This window comes from Exiguobacterium sp. s70 (assembly GCF_018618315.1).
GTDB classification, from domain to species: domain Bacteria; phylum Bacillota; class Bacilli; order Exiguobacteriales; family Exiguobacteriaceae; genus Exiguobacterium; species Exiguobacterium chiriqhucha.
This window is the reverse complement of the sequence record NZ_JACSLV010000001.1, coordinates 307187-325540: the sequence shown is the minus strand read 5'-3', so window position 1 is coordinate 325540 and position 18354 is coordinate 307187. Positions and strand designations below refer to the sequence as shown.

Annotated in this window: 21 protein-coding genes, 1 pseudogene and 1 riboswitch; of the genes and pseudogenes, 14 read left to right on the top strand and 8 right to left on the bottom strand. The window is 50.4% G+C overall.

Features of this window, described 5'->3' with window-relative positions:
- The first annotated feature begins 33 nt into the window (after positions 1-33).
- The 3 genes from KNP84_RS01660 to KNP84_RS01650 all read left to right on the top strand — a co-directional run bounded on the left by KNP84_RS01660 (position 34) and on the right by KNP84_RS01650 (position 1655).
- On the top strand, positions 34-414 hold the full coding sequence (locus KNP84_RS01660; protein ID WP_215114078.1) for a YutD family protein: 381 nt from the start codon (positions 34-36) through the stop codon (positions 412-414).
- Positions 415-579: 165 nt separating this feature from the next.
- A complete protein-coding gene (locus KNP84_RS01655; protein WP_021065509.1) occupies positions 580-885 on the top strand; it encodes a hypothetical protein in 306 nt (101 codons plus the stop codon).
- Positions 886-977: 92 nt separating this feature from the next.
- On the top strand, positions 978-1655 hold the full coding sequence (locus KNP84_RS01650) for a DUF975 family protein (RefSeq protein WP_251131097.1): 678 nt from the start codon (positions 978-980) through the stop codon (positions 1653-1655).
- A gap of 37 nt (positions 1656-1692) precedes the next feature.
- Here KNP84_RS01650 and glpX read toward each other — a convergent pair whose 3' ends face one another.
- Positions 1693-2673 carry a class II fructose-bisphosphatase gene (gene glpX / locus KNP84_RS01645; protein WP_021065511.1) on the bottom strand — a complete coding sequence of 327 codons (981 nt, stop codon included), beginning with the start codon at positions 2671-2673 and terminating at the stop codon, positions 1693-1695.
- A 158-nt stretch (positions 2674-2831) separates the two neighbouring features.
- Here glpX and KNP84_RS01640 point away from each other — a divergent pair, with 158 nt between their 5' ends.
- Both KNP84_RS01640 and KNP84_RS01635 read left to right on the top strand, forming a co-directional pair.
- Positions 2832-3275: a DUF86 domain-containing protein gene (locus KNP84_RS01640; RefSeq protein WP_131472395.1), complete on the top strand. Its 444-nt coding sequence runs from the start codon at positions 2832-2834 to the stop codon at positions 3273-3275.
- Positions 3276-3279: 4 nt separating this feature from the next.
- Positions 3280-4050 carry a TIGR01457 family HAD-type hydrolase gene (locus KNP84_RS01635; protein ID WP_058764066.1) on the top strand — a complete coding sequence of 257 codons (771 nt, stop codon included), beginning with the start codon at positions 3280-3282 and terminating at the stop codon, positions 4048-4050.
- A gap of 34 nt (positions 4051-4084) precedes the next feature.
- On the opposite strand, the gene KNP84_RS01630 is transcribed toward KNP84_RS01635, so the two are convergent.
- Positions 4085-4342, bottom strand: a complete 258-nt coding sequence (locus tag KNP84_RS01630) for a NifU family protein (protein WP_228617585.1) — start codon at positions 4340-4342, stop codon at positions 4085-4087.
- Between the two features lie 96 nt (positions 4343-4438).
- On the opposite strand from KNP84_RS01630, the gene KNP84_RS01625 reads away from it, so the two are divergent.
- On the top strand, positions 4439-4732 hold the full coding sequence (locus KNP84_RS01625) for a DUF1462 family protein (protein ID WP_058764064.1): 294 nt from the start codon (positions 4439-4441) through the stop codon (positions 4730-4732).
- A gap of 38 nt (positions 4733-4770) precedes the next feature.
- On the opposite strand, the gene KNP84_RS01620 is transcribed toward KNP84_RS01625, so the two are convergent.
- Together KNP84_RS01620 and KNP84_RS01615 are read right to left on the bottom strand one after the other, a co-directional pair.
- Complete coding sequence (locus KNP84_RS01620; protein ID WP_215114077.1) at positions 4771-6201, bottom strand: S8 family serine peptidase; 1431 nt, start codon at positions 6199-6201, stop codon at positions 4771-4773.
- 238 nt (positions 6202-6439) lie between these two features.
- Positions 6440-7495, bottom strand: coding sequence for an NAD(P)/FAD-dependent oxidoreductase (locus tag KNP84_RS01615; RefSeq protein WP_021065516.1), 1056 nt, complete (start codon positions 7493-7495; stop codon positions 6440-6442).
- 97 nt (positions 7496-7592) lie between these two features.
- Here KNP84_RS01615 and KNP84_RS01610 point away from each other — a divergent pair, with 97 nt between their 5' ends.
- Both KNP84_RS01610 and KNP84_RS01605 read left to right on the top strand, forming a co-directional pair.
- Entirely contained in the window at positions 7593-7829 is a 237-nt protein-coding gene (locus KNP84_RS01610; protein WP_215114076.1) for a YuzB family protein, read from the top strand.
- 210 nt (positions 7830-8039) lie between these two features.
- The gene (locus KNP84_RS01605) at positions 8040-9251 is read left to right on the top strand and encodes a NupC/NupG family nucleoside CNT transporter (RefSeq protein WP_214831956.1); all 1212 of its coding nucleotides are present in this window, start codon (positions 8040-8042) and stop codon (positions 9249-9251) included.
- Positions 9252-9345: 94 nt separating this feature from the next.
- Here the strand turns inward: KNP84_RS01605 and KNP84_RS01600 are convergent, their stop codons facing one another.
- Both KNP84_RS01600 and KNP84_RS01595 read right to left on the bottom strand, forming a co-directional pair.
- On the bottom strand, positions 9346-9924 hold the full coding sequence (locus tag KNP84_RS01600) for a nucleotidyltransferase family protein (RefSeq protein ID WP_251131096.1): 579 nt from the start codon (positions 9922-9924) through the stop codon (positions 9346-9348).
- A 78-nt stretch (positions 9925-10002) separates the two neighbouring features.
- The gene (locus KNP84_RS01595; RefSeq protein WP_031199812.1) at positions 10003-10590 is read right to left on the bottom strand and encodes an ECF transporter S component; all 588 of its coding nucleotides are present in this window, start codon (positions 10588-10590) and stop codon (positions 10003-10005) included.
- A gap of 159 nt (positions 10591-10749) precedes the next feature.
- Positions 10750-10891, bottom strand: a riboswitch (FMN riboswitch).
- Positions 10892-10988: 97 nt separating this feature from the next.
- On the opposite strand from KNP84_RS01595, the gene KNP84_RS01590 reads away from it, so the two are divergent.
- The gene (locus tag KNP84_RS01590) at positions 10989-11345 is read left to right on the top strand and encodes a HesB/IscA family protein (RefSeq protein WP_021065521.1); all 357 of its coding nucleotides are present in this window, start codon (positions 10989-10991) and stop codon (positions 11343-11345) included.
- Between the two features lie 40 nt (positions 11346-11385).
- Here the strand turns inward: KNP84_RS01590 and KNP84_RS01585 are convergent, their stop codons facing one another.
- Entirely contained in the window at positions 11386-11628 is a 243-nt protein-coding gene (locus KNP84_RS01585; protein WP_214717630.1) for a hypothetical protein, read from the bottom strand.
- 142 nt (positions 11629-11770) lie between these two features.
- On the opposite strand from KNP84_RS01585, the gene KNP84_RS01580 reads away from it, so the two are divergent.
- Positions 11771-12625, top strand: a complete 855-nt coding sequence (locus KNP84_RS01580) for a Rossmann-fold NAD(P)-binding domain-containing protein (protein WP_215114075.1) — start codon at positions 11771-11773, stop codon at positions 12623-12625.
- Between the two features lie 36 nt (positions 12626-12661).
- Here KNP84_RS01580 and KNP84_RS01575 read toward each other — a convergent pair whose 3' ends face one another.
- Positions 12662-13639, bottom strand: a complete 978-nt coding sequence (locus tag KNP84_RS01575; RefSeq protein WP_021065524.1) for an NAD(P)/FAD-dependent oxidoreductase — start codon at positions 13637-13639, stop codon at positions 12662-12664.
- A 266-nt stretch (positions 13640-13905) separates the two neighbouring features.
- Here KNP84_RS01575 and KNP84_RS01570 point away from each other — a divergent pair, with 266 nt between their 5' ends.
- From KNP84_RS01570 to ptsG, 4 genes and pseudogenes are all read left to right on the top strand, one after another.
- Positions 13906-15117, top strand: coding sequence for an NAD(P)/FAD-dependent oxidoreductase (locus KNP84_RS01570; RefSeq protein ID WP_021065525.1), 1212 nt, complete (start codon positions 13906-13908; stop codon positions 15115-15117).
- A 126-nt stretch (positions 15118-15243) separates the two neighbouring features.
- Positions 15244-15561: a YuiB family protein gene (locus tag KNP84_RS01565; protein ID WP_021065526.1), complete on the top strand. Its 318-nt coding sequence runs from the start codon at positions 15244-15246 to the stop codon at positions 15559-15561.
- 105 nt (positions 15562-15666) lie between these two features.
- Positions 15667-16512, top strand: a complete 846-nt coding sequence (glcT, locus tag KNP84_RS01560; protein WP_021065527.1) for a glucose PTS transporter transcription antiterminator GlcT — start codon at positions 15667-15669, stop codon at positions 16510-16512.
- Positions 16513-16729: 217 nt separating this feature from the next.
- Positions 16730-18229: pseudogene (gene ptsG / locus KNP84_RS01555) on the top strand (glucose-specific PTS transporter subunit IIBC); the annotation flags it as partial.
- Positions 18230-18354 lie beyond the last annotated feature (125 nt).

The following is an 18354-nucleotide window of genomic DNA, read 5'->3' as shown; positions in this document are numbered from 1 at the left end:
GCATGCTATGATAGAACAGTGGAGGTGTGAAACATGATTAGAGTGAATCGCCACGGCTATACCGTCATTGAAGAGAAACGTGACGGTTTTGACGAGGAAGCGTTCATCGCACGCTATAGCGACGTGCTTGATAAATACGATTATATCGTCGGGGATTGGGGCCACGGACAGCTTCGGTTGAAAGGGTTCTATGAGTCGAAGTCCAAGTTCGCGACGTATGATAATCGAATCGATCACGTGATGGATTACGTGTATGAATACTGTAACTTTGGGTGCCCGTTCTTTGTACTCAAAAAAGAGACGGAAATCGATGAGGCGGAAGACGGTCCAGTCTTCGGTGGTACGAAACAACCGCTCAAACTGAAACGCAAATTCAATAAATCGGAAGAAGTCGAGCCTTCGACCGGTACATGACGCGCTGATGACATCAGCGCTTTTTTGTTACATTTATTTTCCAAATGTTTCTTTTAGGTGAAAAGACGGTGTGACAGGTTTAGGGATAGGAAAATTGTGATAACTTATATTTAAGGTTATTGTTTCTGTTCGGGTTTTTGTGGGTTTTGGAAGTGAGGTGGAAGTATGCAACACGTACAAACGGCGACCGTCGGTGACCGCGATGACGTCCATAATCGAATTCATAATTTCGGCTTGGGCGTACTGGCGATGTTGTTCTTCGGGTTCGGGAGTATCATGACGTTTTACTTCACCGCCGCAGTCCTGATCTATGAGGTTGTCCACGTCTTGCTAATCCGCCGCTTTGAATATCGTCAGGCGTTTTTGAGAAGCCGCCTCTTTAAAATTATTTCGTTGGCGGCAGTGGCCACAGGTGTGCTCTTATTTATCGTATCGATGTCACAGTTTTTCATGGGCAACGTCATGTATTGAAGGGAAAGGGAAAACCTTTTCCCTTTTTTCGTGTTTTTTTGAAACTTTTCGTGAAGTGATGACGTACACTGAAGAGAGAACTCAAAAAAAGGATGATGAAAATGACTGCACAACTTAAGCAACATGCACAACAAATGTTAACTGGTAAGCGTTGGCTACTCGCCGGGCTATTAATTTTATTCGTCGTCTTGAACGGGATTCCACAATCGTTCGCGCCTCCTGTAGATCCAGAAGCGGTCCCAACAGCAGCGGACACGGGACTTACGTTCTTGTCGCTCCTCCTCACATTATTGATTGCGCCGCTCGCCATCGGTTGGTCTTGGCTCGTCCTGTCTGTATCGCGCGGTGACAAGCCTGCTGTCTCAACGTTGTTCGAGCCGTTCAAAACGGGATACGTCAAGCACGTGCTCGCCCCGTTCTTCATGGGATTGTTTATCTTCCTTTGGTCGTTGCTCCTCGTGATTCCGGGAATCATCAAAAGTTTCTCGTACTCTCTCACGTATTACATCTTACGTGACCAGCCGGAATTATCGGCCCTCGAGGCGATCACCGAATCACGCCGGATGATGGACGGCCATAAGATGGACGCGTTCAAACTCGTCCTCTCGTTCATCGGTTGGTTCCTTCTCGGGGTCATTACACTCGGCATCGGTTTCTTGTACGTCTATCCGTACTTTACGACGACGTATGCGACGTTCTACGACTCACTTCGGAAAGCAGAACAACCGCAGACGAACCATGTCGGGACAGATTTTGAACAAGGATTCTAAACGAAAACCTCCGCTCATCGAGAGCGGAGGTTTTGTATTAGGCGTTGACTTCTTGTTTTTGGAGGTAGGGCTTGAGCGACAGTGTGTGTTCGGCGACGACTTTACGAATCGTCTTCGTCTTCGATCGCATGACGAGTGACGTCGTCTCGACGATATCGTCCGTCAAGAATTTTACGCCGTCCAGCAATTCGCCCGATGTGACGCCTGTCGCCGCAAAGATGCAGTCGTCGCTCTTGACGAGGTCGTCAAGCGTGAGCAATTGGAGCGGGTCCTCGATGCCCATCGAGATGACACGTGCCGTCTCTTCTTCATTCATCGGGTGGAGGCGTGCCTGCATGTCGCCACCGAGCGCTTTGACGGCCGCTGCCGTGATGACGCCTTCTGGTGCGCCGCCCGTACTGATGAAGATATCGATCGGGTTCGACTTGACGGCCGCTGCGATTCCGGCCGAGACGTCGCCGTCTTCAAACAGCTTGACGCGTGCGCCCATGTTCATCGCCGCTTGACGGAAATGTTCATGACGATCACGGTCTTGCATGATGACGGTCACTTCCTCGATGCGCTTGCCGTTATAAAGGGCGGCTTTCTCGATAATCGACTCAAGCGGTTCGTCGAGTGAGACTTTCCCTTTTAAATTCGGGCCGACGACGAGCTTATCCATATACATATCTGGTGCGTGGAGGAGGGCGCCTTTATCCGCGACCGCGATGACGACCATGGCGTCCCCGAGTCCTTTGGCGACGATCGACGTCCCTTCGAGCGGGTCAACGGCGATATCGACTTCTGGTCCGAACGTTGTCCCGAGACGTTCCCCGATGTATAGCATCGGTGCCTCATCGAGTTCACCTTCACCAATGACGACAGTTGCATCCATATTGATCGTGCCGAGTACTTCACGCATGGCCGATGTCGCTGCGTCATCCGCTTCGTTCTTTTGCCCACGACCGATCCATTTCGATGAGGCCAATGCTGCTGCCTCGGTTGCTCGTACGATCTCTAACGCTAATTCTCGTTCCATAGTGTTGTACCCTCCACATGATATCTATTTAATGTGACATACTAATAGTTGTGTTAATCCGTGGATTAGTGTATCACAATTACGTAAATGATGTAAATAGGAGAGATTCTTTTCTCGAACGATAAAAAGGATTACTATAGGAGGCAGGGGGGATTGCGATGTATTTTGTAAACAGAGAAAAGATTAACGAGACGTTGACCCATATGGAGACGATGCTCAGTCGACTCGACCAATTAGAGGGGGACGCGTTCACCATCGAGCTGGCGAAACAACGTTTGGCCGTTCACTTGATGGAGGGCGTGATTGACGTCGGCAACTCGATGATTGACGGGTTCATCATGCGTGACCCGGGCAGCTATGAGGATATTGTCGACATCTTGCTCGACGAGCGTGTGCTCGACGCCGAGACGGCGGAAGCGACGAAAGCGCTCGTCGGATTACGGGCGCACTATGTCAGGGAGTTCGTCACGGCAGATTCGGCCCGGTTCGACGTCTGGGTCGACCGTGATAAATCAACGTTCGAGGCATTCCCAGAGCAGGTCCGACGCTATCTCGAGGTGGAGCTCGGTCCTGTATCAGCATTTTTACCAGAAAGCGAGTGATTAGATGAATCCGATTAAAGGATACTTATTTGATTTAGATGGCACGATGTATGCGGGGACGGCCCCGATTCAAGCAGCGGTCGATTTTGTGAATCGACTCGAGGCGACCGGCTTCCCATACTTATTCGTCACGAACAACGCGTCGATGACGCCGGAGCAAGTGGCGAATAAACTTGTCTCGATGGGTGTGCATGTGACGCCTGAGCACGTATTGACGAGTGCGATGGCGACGGCCCGTTATATCGAGAAGATGACGCCCGGGGCGACGATTTACATGATCGGTGAAGATGGCCTGCGCCTGGCGCTCGAAGAACGCGGTTTCCATGTGACGGAAGAGGCGAAGGCGGATTACGTCGTCGTCGGGCTCGACCGACACATCACATACGAAAAATTGGCGAAAGGCGCGCTCGCGATCCGCTCCGGCGCTCGTTTCATCTCGACGAACGGTGATATCGCCATTCCGACCGAACGCGGCTTTTTACCGGGGAACGGTGCGCTCACGTCCGTCTTGACGGTGACGACGGAAAAAGATCCGTTCTTTATCGGTAAGCCAGAACCGGTCATGGTCGACATCGCGCTTGAGATGATTGGTCTCACGAAAGAAGAAGTCGTCATGGTCGGAGATAACTACCATACCGACATCTTGTTCGGGATCAACGGCGGGATTCGGACGCTCCACGTCAACTCAGGCGTACATGGTCCGGCTTTCATTCAGGAACAAGAAAAACTCCCAACCTATATGGTCGAGAGCTTGGACGAATGGACACATGCATGAAAAAAAGGGATGACATGATTGTCTCCCTTTTTGTTTAGAATACTTGTTCGACTTCAACGATGCCAGGTACTTCTTCGATGAGCGCGCGCTCAATCCCGGCTTTCAATGTAATTGTTGAAGATGGGCAGCTGCCGCATGCACCCATCAAACGAAGTTTGACGATGCCTTCTTCTACATCAACGAGTTCGACGTCACCGCCGTCGCGAAGCAAGAACGGGCGTAATTTATCGAGTACTTCTTGGACTTGATCAAACATTTCCATGGTATCTACCCCTTTCTGGTTCTCTTTCATTCTAGCAAGTTTGAGATTGTTTCTCAATCATTAACGCTGAGCGTTTTGTGACGATGCAGCTTCTTGATTTTTGTATAATAGGAAAGAAGAGGGGGAATGGATATGAAAATCACGGTATATGGGGCCGAAGTACAGTGTGCGAGCTGTGTCGGGGCGCCGAGTTCGATTGAGACATACGAATGGTTGCAAAGCGCATTGGCACGGAAATATCCGAATCAGGCGTTCGAGTTCGAGTATATCAATTTTGAGACGGCGGACGATGACATCGCCGAAGCGATCAAGCAGGACGAGTGGTTCTATCCGCTCGTGCTCATCGATGGGGAAGTGGTGGACGAAGGGGTCGTCCAACTACGGAAAGTCTATTCGGCCATCGAGCAGACGACAGCATGAAAAGAGTCGAGCGACGATTGTCGTTCGACTCTTTTGCGTTATAGAAGACGGAACGACGACGTCGCCGAACCTGACGTGTAACCCGTGAGCGTCGCATCAGATTTCACTTGATACGTCCCACGTTGTGATGAAGAGGTTGTTGAGAGCGTGAACGTGATGGCGCCCGTTGAACTTGTCTTGCCTGTTCCTGTGAGCGTCGCGCCGTTTGGCTGTGTGACCGTCACACGGACGTCGGCGTTCGCGACCGCTTGGCCGTTCGAATTCCGGACTGTTGAAGAGATGGAGACGACTTCACCAGCGTAGTAAGTTGATTTCGATGTCGATACTGTCGTCGTGAGCGCTTGGACCGGTTGCGTCGTGCCGCTAGCCGTCGGTGCTTGCACGAGTCCGTTCCCGAACCATGTGTCACGTCCGGCCGTTCCGAGGTCGATCGAATCTTGTGACAGTTTCGTGCGAAGTTGCGAGCTCGACAACGTCGGGAACGCTTGCTTCATGAGTGCGAGGTTACCGGCGACGTAAGGTGTCGCCATCGATGTCCCGCTCATTTGACCGTAGCCGCCGTTCGCGAGTGTCGAGTTGATGCTCACACCTGGTGCCGCGACTTCGACCGTGCTACCTGTCGCCGAGAACGAGGCGCGGTTGTTGTTGATGTCCGTCGCCGCGACGGCGATGGCCGAGCTGTAACGGGCTGGGTAGTTGACGAGGTCACCTGTACCGTCAGCGCGTCCGTTGTTACCGGCTGCCGCGACGACGAGGATACCCGCGTTATTGGCACGATCGACGACTTGTTGGAGCGTCGTCGATGGACTTGTCGTCCCGAGACTCAAGTTGATGACGTCCATATCGTTCGTGATCGACCAGTCAATCCCGGCGATGATACTCGAGAGGCTACCACTACCGTTGGCTTCGAGTGCTTTAACGGCATAGATGCTCGCCTCATGGGCAATCCCGACCGTTCCGATGCTGTTGTTGCGGGCACCGATAATCCCGGCGACGTGCGTACCGTGACCGTTGTCATCCGCGTATGAGCTCGTGACTGTACTGAACGAGGCACCACCAGAAATCGTCAAATCAGGGTGCGGCGAGATTCCGGTATCAACGACCGATACTTTCACGCCTTTCCCGGTGTAGCCACTCTGCCAAGCTGATGGAGCTTTCAACTTCGGAATGCCCCAGTCTTGCGTCTGATTTTCGATTTGTACCGTTTGATCGACTTCCACGTGGGCGACGTTCGGGTTGTTTTTCAAGCCATTCAAGGCAGCCTTCGGTACTTCGAGCGCTGCGGCCGGAATGTTTTTGTACTGTTGGCGAACTTCCATGCCTTCAATCGAGAGCGGGATGTTCTTCGCCGATTCCTTGAAGACGACGATGACACGTTCTTTCTCTTTGTTCGGGGCGGCTTCTGCGCCTCCTGGAACGGTTGACAAGACGAGCAGTGAGGCGAGGACAGTGCTGCAAACTTTTTTCAACTTGTTTCCTCCTTCGGGTTATGTAGGCGAGGTGACGCGATGTCGAACTGCCGTGCCCATAGAGTAACAAGTTTTCCCATCGGGTAGAATATGTCAATGGAATTAAAAATCTGAATATTTAGATAAGGATACAGGGGATTCAGATACAAGACTTTTGACTCAAGGAGATGGCCGCAGAACGGGAAATCAAGCACATTACACAAAAAAACGGGTGACCGTAAAGGTCGACCCGTTCATGTTATTTAATGACTTTATGTTTCCAAAGAATTCCGGACTTGAGCAGTCGAGCGACTTTTCCGGTGAGGGACTGTTTGCCCATGAAGACACCGAAGCCGGCCTTCTTCCCGAGCGAGCCGAGCGTTCCTCGGAGTTTGATATCCGGTAAATCCGGATAACTGACGCCTTTCCATTTACAGAGCAACACTTGGACGATCTGTTCCGCTTGCGCTTCAGCGAGCTGACCGGAAGGTGCATACGGAAGGCTGGCGTTGTCTCCGACGACGAAGATGTCCGGCTGTTCCGGGACGTAATGGTGCGGTGTCAATTTGACGCGCCCGCCGCCATCGAGTTCCCACCCTTGATTTCGGACGACGGCGACCGGTTGAATCCCAGCCGTCCAAACCGTCAAATCAGACGGGAAGTGTTGCTCGTGATTCCATAGACCGTCGGCGTCGACCCGGACGATATTCGACTGGTTGATGACCTCGACGCCGTGCTCTTCGAACCAAGACTGGACGTACATCGAGACGCGGCTCGATAGGAACGATAAGACCGATGGGCCACGGTCGAACAAACGGACCGTCAAATCAGGACGGCTCTCGCGCAGCTCGCTGGCGAGTTCGACACCCGATAATCCAGCACCGACGATTGAGACGATTGAACCGGGCGACAGACCGTTGATGGCTTGTTGGGTCTTACGTGATTCTTCTAACGTTTGGATGCTGTACGTGAACTCGGCGGCGCCAGGTACGTTGTGATACTTGTCCTCGCATCCGAGTCCGATGACGAGGTCGTCATACGGTACTTTTTCACCGCTCGCGAGCAGAACCATCTTGTCTCCAGCGTCGATATCGGTGACTTGACCGTATATGTAATCGATCTCTTCTGGAAAATCGATACGGATATCGCGATCCGATACGGTCCCCGCCGCAAGTGCGTAATACTCTGTTTTTAACCCATGGTAAGGTAGACGATCGATGAGTGTGATCGATACGTCCTTCAGCTGATGGCCGAGGACGCGTTCGATTACACGCATACCCCCGTAACCGCCTCCCAAGACGACTAATTTGCGCATAAAAATCCCCCTTTGTTACACTTCAACTGTATCATGTTATAATACGCCGTAGAAGAACCATTTTCCTGTTTTGAGGGAAAGGGGAAGGGTGAATGACATGATGAATCCGATCATTGAGTTCTGTGCCTCCAATTTGGCGATGGGCTCGCAAATCGCCCGGGCCAAACTAGAGTCCGATCCAGACCTAGAAGTCGTTGAATACGGCTGTACAGGCTACTGTGGCGTCTGTTCGCTCGACTTGTTTTGCCTAGTCGATGGAGAGGTCGTGACGGGAGATACGCCAGAGCAACTCGTGACGAACGTATATGAAAAAATTGAAGAAATGGCTTGGTGAAAAAGTTTGAAGCAACTTCAAACTTTTTTTATTTTGACTGTTTTGACCCGTTGCATTTTTAAAAAGGGTCTGTTATATTCAAAGAGGTTCGAATGTAGGTTGTCTGACGTTTAACAACATAAAAAGAAAGCGTTTCAAACGGTAGGACACATCTCGATTCGGGTATATCACAATATCAGGTTTCCCCAATATGAAAGGAGCACAACACCAATGAATATCATGAGCGTGGTTGGTATTTTGGCACTAATTGGAATCGCTTACATCTTCTCAACCAACCGTAAAGCCATCAAATGGCGTACCGTTCTTGCCGCTTTCGCGGTACAGTTTACGTTCGCTTTCCTCGTCCTCTTCACATCAGCAGGACGTAGCGCGTTAGAATGGATCTCAGGAGGCGTTCAGAACGTCTTGAACACAGCAAATGACGGAATCGCCTTCGTTTTCGGTACAGCTGTAGGAGGGGACAACTTCGTCTTCGCATTCCAAGTGTTGCCGATTATCATTTTTATGTCTTCTTTAATCGCTTTGCTTTACTACCTCGGTGTCATGCAGTGGGTCATCCGTATTCTCGGGACAGCCCTTGCGAAAGCTCTCGGCACATCACGTAAAGAGTCGCTTTCAGCGACGGCAAACATCTTCGTCGGTCAAACGGAAGCACCACTTGTCATCAAACCTTACCTTCCGACAATGACACAATCGGAGCTCTTCGCCGTTATGGTCGGGGGACTCGCGTCGGTTGCCGGTTCGGTTCTCGCTGGATACGCTGCCCTTGGTGTACCGCTCGAGTACTTGCTCGCAGCGAGTTTCATGGCTGCACCTGCTGGTCTCTTGTTCGCAAAAATCATCGTTCCGGAAACAGAAGAGTACAATGATGACATCGAAATCGCTGAAGATGAAGAGGACAAAGCAGCGAACTTCGTCGATGCAGCCGCTCGCGGTGCGTCTGACGGTCTCTTCCTCGCCTTGAACGTCGGTGCGATGCTTCTCGCCTTCGTTTCATTGATTGCGCTCGTCAACTTGATTCTTGGTGGAATCGGCGGCTTGGTCGGATTTGAGAGCCTCTCACTTGAATTGATTCTTGGTTACGTGTTTGCACCACTCGCGTTTATCATCGGTGTACCGTGGGCTGATGCGGTTCAGTTCGGTAGCTTCCTCGGTCAAAAACTCGTCTTGAACGAATTCGTTGCCTTCTCTGAATTCGCACCAATCATCGGTACTGGTGAACTTTCAGCACGTACGGAAGCGATGATCGCCTTCGCACTTTGTGGATTCGCCAACATCTCGTCACTTGCAATCCTTCTCGGTGGTCTCGGTGGAATGGCACCGAACCGTCGGAACGACATCGCACGTATGGGTGTCCTCGCGATTCTCGCAGGTACGCTTGCCAATTTGATGTCAGCCACGCTTGCTGGTTTGCTTCTCTAATCAAATACGATTTACTCAGAGTGATCACTTCGGTGGTCACTCTTTTTTTGTAGATGAATGAATAGCAAAACCCGACCGTAAAGGCGGTCGGGTTCTACAGTCCGTGACGAGTCACGTCCACTTCTTGAAGTTTCGGCCAAGTGGCTTGCCAATTCTTATTTTTGATCCGTGCTTGATAAATGTGGTGATGCGGGGATCCGTCTGCAAAAGCTGGGGTCGGTCGCAATTTCAGTCCAATGATGTCGTCAATGCCGTAAGGGGCAGCCAACTCCAACCGTCCGCTGTTGTCGAGGCTGACACCGATGGCAGTGACGGTCTCGGGGAAGTGGGCCAAGGCGTCGGTCGCAGACTGATAGGGTGGCAATTGATTGACCAGGTGCATGCGGGCTTGGTTTTTGACCGACCAAGGGACGTTTGGTAACAGAGCGTATAGTTGTGCCTCATACTCTTTTTCGATTGCTTCGTCGTTGTGAGATGGGTCAAAGTAGATGACGTCGACATCTTCGGTGGGCGTCGGTGCTGGATAGCCGTGCACGTCATCCCATATCTTCGCCCGTACGTATCCGGCACATATCCACCAGTCGGGTAAATTGAGCGAAGCGACGGTCGTCAATAGACGCATCAATTCATCATCATTTTCTAAAAAAAGGGTCACCTCTTCAGTCGTGTTCAATCCATCTCCTCCAATCCTCTCCTAAGCATAACGTATCCAAATAAAAAGCACCTCGATCGAAATCGAGGTGCATGTCAGTTACGCTTGAAGTTGCATCCGCTGGCGTTCGATCCACGGCTTCAACTTGAGGAAGAGTGGGACGAACAAGGCGCTGATCAACAACGCTTTAATAAGGTTGAACGGCAAGATGCCATAGAGGACGAGGTCCGTTTTGACTGCCGGTTGCGCCATCTCGGTCATGCCGAAGAAGAACGCGTAGGCTGGTAAGATGAGCAAATAGTTCAAAATCGCCAAGCTGAGTGCCATCGTGATTGTGCCGGCCACGAGGCCTGAAGCGAGCGCTTTATTCGTTTTACGTTTATGGTAGAACCATGCGACCGGATACATGAAAGCGACACCTGCAAAGAAGTTTGCGACTTCACCGACCGGAACGCCGCCACCGTTAAAGACATAGTAGAGGACGTTTTTTAGAGCGACGACCACGACGCCTGCGAGTGGGGAGAACACGATTCCGGCGACGAGCGCGGGAATGTCACTAAAGTCCACTTTTAGGAATGGTGGTAGGAATGGCAGCGGGAAGTTAAAGAGCATGAGGACAAAAGAAATGGCCCCGAGCATCGATAGCGTCACCAGTGTTGTCAATCGTTTGTTGCGCGTTGTTTTCATCAAAATCTCTCCTTTTGTCGCTCCTTGATGAATGGCACCCGTCGCATAGAAAAACCCGATTGTATCAAACAATCGGGAGAGTTTACGCGCATACGAAATAGATGTTCTCGTCGGCGTTTAGACCACGCCAAAGAAAACATCCGGATATCGGTCGGATGCCGCCATCTTCTCCCATCCAGACTATACTGTCGGCTTTCGAATCTCACGAAATCAGCAAGCAACGCCTTGCTCGCTCACGGGCTGAGAAGATCATGTCTTCAATACCGCCGGTCGGGAATTTCACCCTGCCCCGAAGATGGAACGATTTAATTTTTTTTGTTACAGTTTAGTTATACAAGATATTTCACAAAATCTCAAGTCAGTTGACTTGAAGTTAAGATAATGAAGGAGGAGTTCAGATGATTCATTTGACAGAGTCAGCTGCATTGCAAGTCATCGATATGATGAAACAGACAGAACACCCCGAAAATCAGTACTTGCGCATCAAGGTACAAGGTGGGGGATGCACCGGCCTCTCGTACGGGATGGGGTTTGATGAAGACAAGACGGATCGAGATATCCAATTCGACCATCACGGCGTCCGCGTCATCGTCGCCGAAGCCGACCATGGGGTCGTCGACGGGCTCGAAATCGACTATAAGCAGTCGATGCTCGGAGGCGGGTTCACGATTAAAAATCCGAACGCCATCGCCACGTGTGGATGTGGTTCGAGTTTCCGGACGGCGTCGAACGCCGGGACACCTGGAGATTGCTAAACGAAAGGCCAATCGTGTGGACGATTGGCCTTTTTTCGATTCAGTCGGTTTCTTCCATCAAAATCAAGCGAATCACTTTGGATGTCGCATTCAATTCGATGTGATGTTGCCAAGGGCGGAACGCCGTGATTTTGCATGTGTCGGTCGTGATTTGGAACGAACAGACGCTCTCTTCCTCTTGGTCAAGCACTGAGTAGCGGCTGAAATCGGATAAGCTTTGGTAGATGGCGTATTGTTTCGGTAACTCACACGTCCATCCTTTTTCTAACATGATTTGATGCATGGGTCTCGCCTCTTTCTTCTATCATATATATAAGACATATATATAAGAATAACAAAAAAATTCAAGGATGTGGAAGATTAGTCGAGAGGAACCAAGGGAAAATGAAAAGAGATGTCATTTTTATGTAGGAGGGGTAGGGACGATGAGAAAAGTATTGATATTCGGTGGGTCACGCTATTTTGGAAAGCGGTTGGCGCTTCGCTTGGCGGAGGCCGGTGATGATGTGACGATTGTGACGCGTGGACAGCTCCAAGTGCCAGAGGCGGAAGGCATTCGTTCCATCAAAGGGGACCGACAGTCGGTGGCGACGATGAAAGATTTATCGCGCGACCGTTACGACCTCGTCTATGACAATATTTGTTTCAATCCATATCAGGCGAAAATCGCATCGGACGCGTTCATGGATCAAGTTGGCAAATATGTGCTCACGTCGACGATGTCGGTCTATGCACCTGGCGCCGATTTGAAAGAAAGTGACTTCAATCCGCTCCATCACGACTATCATCTCGAATCCGAACATGACTATGGTCAAGGGAAGCGGGAAGCCGAGTCCTACTTCTTCCATCGCGCCTCATTCCCGGTCGCGACCGTCCGTTTGCCAATCGTCTTGGGCCCGGACGACTATACGGACCGTCTCAAGTTTTATATCGATGCTGTCCGTCGAGAAGAGCCGGTCGTCCTGCATCATCCCGAAGCGAAGATGGGCTTTATCTCAAGTTTTGAGGCAGCGGCCTTTTTAGAATGGGTCGGTCGGGCCAACGTGTCCGGACCGTTCAATGCGGCGAGTGAAGGAATCATCTCACTTGGGGCGCTCATGGAACGGATTGGCCATCACTTAAATAAACCCGTCCAAATCATCAAAGACGGCGAGTCGTCGCCGTACGATACGGACGTCGACTATTACATGTCAATCGCCGAGGCGAAAAAGGCAGGTTTTGTCTTTACCCAACTCGATGACTGGCTCGACCGGGTCATCCTCCAAACAATCCGTAAATGAAAAATGGCCCTCATCATCGCGATGAGGGCCACATCTTTATTTCCCGGCGAATACCGAAGTCGAATGTTGCGGGTGACGCGCTGTCGGGTCGACGAGCTGCTTCACTTGGTTGATGGCAATCGGAGCTTCTCCGAAGCCTGTCGCAATCAATTTTACTTTTCCTTCGTACGTGGCGATGTCACCACACGCGAAGATGCCGGCGACCGTCGTCTCCATCCGCGAGTCGACGCGGATCGTGTTCTTCTCGAACTCCATGCCCCAGTTTTTGATTGGGCCGAGCGATGAGACGAAACCGTAGTTACAGATAAGGTCATCGATCTCGACGAATTTCGATTCGCCGTCCTTGTCTGTCAATTCGACCGACTCGATGTGCGTCTCACCTGAAAGTGATTCGATGTTATATGGCGTCCAGACGTTAATCGTCGACGCTTTCATCTGTTCGACCGTATGCTCGTGGGCACGGAACCGGTCGCGACGGTGGACGATATGGACTTCTTTGGCAATTCCTTCGAGCATGAGTGCCCAGTCGACAGCCGAGTCGCCGCCGCCGGCGATCATGACGCGACGATCACGGAATTTCTCCATGTTGTCGACGAAGTAATGAAGGTTCGCATAGTCTTCACAACCATCGAGACCGAGTGGTCGTGCGGCGAATGCCCCGTTCCCAGCCGTGATGATGATTGCTTTCGTATGGTACTCGTCTTTATTCGTCGTAATCTGGAACGTGCCGTCCTCGAGACGCTCGACTGTTTCAACTGTCTCCCCGAGGCGATAGTCCTGTTCGAACTGATCGGCTTGGGCTTTCAATTGGTCAATCAAATCTTGGGCTTTCACTTTCGGGAAGCCGGCGATGTCGTAAATATATTTTTCTGGATACAGTGTCGACAATTGTCCGCCGAGTTGTGGCAAACTTTCAATCAACGCCGTATCGAGTTGGCGCATACCTGCATAAAATGCGGTGAACAGTCCGATTGGGCCGCCACCGATGATGATCACATCTTTCGTCGATTTCATCGAATTCCTCCTCAAAACGTATACATCTATTATAGTGACAATCGTGAATTAAATCCATTCTGTACAAACATGCTATACATTCAAAAAAATTTCAAGAAGATATGCTTTTCCATTGAGAAAACAAAACAAACAGCGTACAATGAACGAGAAGCAATTGTGAACATTGGTTGAACAAGGTTTAGGCTTTATTGTGAACACTCATGTGAAAAAACACACAACATGGTTGTTCAAGAAAACAAAACTATCAAAACAAGGTGGAAATGAACATGAAACGACCTAACATTGTTATTCTTGGCGCAGGTTTCGGTGGACTCATCACAGCGGTCAACCTCCAGAAGACGCTCTCAGCTGGCGACGCGAACATCACGCTCATCAACAAGCATGATTACCATTACCAGACGACGTGGCTTCATGAGCCAGCGGCCGGAACGATGAAACCGGATCAAGCTCGCATCTACATCAACGACGTCGTGAACCCGTCACGTGTGAAATTTGTCAAAGGGATCGTCGATCGCGTCGATACTACGGCAAAACAAGTCTTGCTCGTAGACGGTTCAGCCGTTGAATATGATTATGTCGTGTTCGCACTCGGCGGCGTACCTGAAACATTCGGTATCCCTGGCCTTAAAGAGAACGCGATGACAATCAGTTCATTGAACAGCGTCCGTAAAATCAAAGAACATATCGAGTACTCGTTCGCTCAATATAAAACGAACGGTTCAGCTGACCGCTCGTACGTGACGATCGTTGTCGGTGGCGCAGGATTCACAGGAATCGAGTTCCTCGGTGAGCTCGTCAACCGTGTGCCTGAGCTTTGCAAACAGTATGACGTGCCACGTGAAGCGGTTCGCATCGTGAACATCGAAGCCGCTCCGACTGTACTTCCTGGTTTCGACCCAGAACTCACGACGTACGCGCAGAAATGGCTCGAGCGCAACGGCGTCGAGATGAAACTCGGCAACGGCATCAAAGGCGTTGAGCCTGGTGTCGTCACATTCGGTCCACTCCAAGGCGACACGACAGAGACGATTGAAGCGAACACGATTCTCTGGACAGGTGGCGTCAGCGGTAGCCCGATCGTTGAGAAGTCTGGCTTTGAAGCGGTCCGTAACCGTGTCATGGTCGAGGCGGACAACCGTGCCCCTGGTCACGACAACGTCTTCATCATCGGTGACTGCTCGGCTGTCATGGATCCGGTCTCAAACCGTCCATACCCGCCGACTGCGCAAATCGCGACACAACAAGCGCACAACGTGGCGAAAAACATCGCAGCACTCATCAACGGGAAATCAACTTCGAAATTCACGTATGAGAGCAAAGGGACAGTCGCATCACTTGGCCATAACGACGGCATCGGCATCGTCATGGGCAAAAAGATCTTCGGTCGCAACGCTTCATTCATGAAGAAAGTGATCGACAACAAACACTTCCTCGAATTGAAGAAGTACGGTCTCGTCCTCAAAAAAGGTAAATTCTAAGCCATATATCTGAGTGGCCCGCTCATAGGAGCGGGTCACTTTTTTATTGTCGGTGGCGTACGGTTCACCTTTGACCTAAGCGCAAACGATTCGGTATAATAGACAACGGGAAAAGGGGGCAATCGCATGCATATTATCCAGGCTGTCATTGGGGCGATTCTTTATTTGGTCATCTTCTTCAGCATCGGCTTCATTTTGAACATGCTGCTTAAAAAAACATGGACGCTCGTGTTCATCTATCCGATTTTCGTCATTATGATGATTGATAACGTCAAGCTCTCGAGTTACATCACTGAGACATCGACTGCGCTCGCCAACGTTTACGAACGCGTGCTCGGCCTTCAGTTTCTGGATGTGTTCATGCTCGGTTTCGGGTTGCTCGGTGCGATTTTGGCTGGGGTCACGATTCGCTACTTGCGCAAGAGTGGTTATTCAATGTTTTAAAGACGACAGAAATGTTCGTCTTTTTTGTTTTCCGCCTACTTTTTTGGGGGATGAACCGATATACTTAGTACGAAACGATTATAGTGAGTAAGGGATGCGATACGAATGACATTACCGATGTATACGATCAAGAAAGTGTTGAATAATAGCGTTGTCATTTGCCAACATGATCCGGAACCGGAAGTCATTCTACTCGGGAAAGGGATTGGCTTCGGCAAGAAAGCGGGCGATCTCGTCGACCCGGCCAGTGTCCCGGAGAAAGTGTATCAACTGACGGACAAAGAAGAGCAATCGCAATATCGTGAACTCGTCAAACACGTCGACGAGGACTTTATTGCTTTCATGCAAGAAATCGTCGGCTTTATCGAGAACAACACCGGTAAAAAAGTCGACCAACATATTCATATCGGTTTGACCGACCACTTGTTCTTCACGATGAAGCGGATTGAACAAGGGATGGAAGTCACGAATCCGTTCTTGCTTGAGACCGAATCGCTCTATCCGAACGAGTACGCGCTCGCCGAACGTATCGTCGATATGATTCACGAGCGGCTTGACGTGTTATTGCCGGACGCGGAGATCGGTTTCATCGCGCTCCACATCCATTCGGCGACGACGTTCAAAAACGTCCTCGAGGTCAATCGACACAACCAAATTATCGGGCAGATCGTTCAGACGATTGAGAGTCGTTTGAACGTCAAAATGGACCGGAGTTCACTCGATTATAAGCGCTTACTTCGGCACTTAAGGTACGCCGTTGAGCGGGTTGCGACGGGTGAGATGGTGGAGGCCCCACAAAAAATTGAAAAGGTATTGCGCGAAGAATATCCGCTATGCTATAGTACTGCTTGGGAGCTGATGGGCATCATGGAACGCGAATTAAAGCGTCCGGTCCCGCGAGGTGAAGCGACATATTTGACGATGCATCTCCAGCGCCTAACAAGTAGATAACTGATACCACGTATCTTACGTGTTACTGATTCGATCAGGCATGAGTAAGGAGTGGAACGCAACGATTTCTCTATTAGGAGAGGTCTACGTTCTATACCTTATTCATGCCTGTTTCTGTTTTTATAAACGTTTATTATGAAAACGTTTAGATACGTCGGTTGTCTGACATCTACAGTCGTCTTTCCGCACGAAACAATCACAAAAAGGAGGATTTATCATGTTTAAGCAGATCTTTGGTGTTCTTCAAAAAGTCGGTAAAGCACTTATGCTTCCTGTTGCGATTTTGCCGGCAGCCGGTCTTCTTCTTGCATTCGGTAACGCGATGCAAAACCCGGCCCTTACATCACGCGCTGGTTGGTTAACGAACGAAGGCGTTGTGAAATTCGCTCAGCTCATGGAGCAAGCGGGTGGCATTATCTTCTCGAACTTAGCACTCTTATTCGCAGTCGGTGTCGCAATCGGTTTAGCAGGGGACGGCGTTGCCGGACTCGCAGCCATCGTCGGATTCCTCATCATGAACAAAGTTATGGGTGTTTGGCTCGAACTCACACCTGAAATCATCGCACAAGGTGATCCGGCTTACGCATCAGTACTCGGGATTCCAACGCTCCAAACTGGGGTATTCGGAGGGATCATCGTCGGTCTGATCGCCGCCTGGGCATATAATAAGTACTTCAACATCGAGTTGCCGCAATTCCTTGGCTTCTTCGCTGGTAAGCGTTTCGTCCCAATCGTTACTGCGGTATTGGCAGTTGTCGCTGGTTTCGTCATGCTTCTCATCTGGCCACCAGTTCAGCACGGCTTGAACACGTTCTCAAACTTCATGTTGACTGAAAACCGCACGTTCGCGGCATTCATCTTCGGTTTGATCGAACGTTCATTGATTCCATTCGGTCTTCACCACATCTTCTACTCACCATTCTGGTTCGAGTTCGGCTCGTACACGGATGCAGCGGGTAACATCGTTCGTGGTGACCAAGCTATCTTCTTCGCACAAATTCGTGATGGCGCTGAGCTCACAGCCGGTACGTTCATGACTGGTAAGTACCCGTTCATGATGTTCGGTCTTCCAGCAGCAGCACTCGCAATGTACCACGAAGCACGTCCTGAACGTAAAGCAGTCGTCGGTGGTCTCTTGGCTTCGGCAGCACTTACATCGTTCTTGACTGGTATCACTGAGCCGATCGAGTTCTCATTCTTGTTCGTTGCTCCACTCTTGTTCGCAGTACACGCAGTCTTCGCGGGCCTTTCATTCATGGTCATGCACATCTTGAACGTCAAAATCGGGATGACGTTCTCGGGCGGTTTGATCGACTACCTTCTCTTCGGTGTACTTCCTAACCGTACAGACTGGTGGCTCGTCATTCCAGTCGGTCTCGTGTTCGCAGTCGTTTACTACTTCGGATTCCGCTTCGTTATCCGTAAGTTCAACCTTAAAACACCGGGCCGTGAAGATGAAGTCGTTGAGCAATCAACTGCTACAGGTTCGGAACTTGCACAAGATATCCTCGTTGGTTTCGGTGGTTCACAAAACATCAAACACCTTGACGCATGTATCACACGTCTCCGCGTCGAAGTAAAAGATAAGAGCCAAGTCAACAAAGAAGAGTTGAAACGCCTTGGAGCAGCTGGTGTCCTTGAAGTCGGTAACAACATTCAAGCCATCTTCGGACCACGTTCGGATGCGTTGAAATCAGAAATGCAAGCGGTCATCGCTTCAGGTAACGAAAAGAAAGCTAACTAATTGAAGCTATAAGCCAATCCATTATGGGTTGGCTTTTTTTGTATGGGTGAAACGGTTTCAGCCTACTGGCAGATGGGGAAAAGTAAGTATTCTGACAA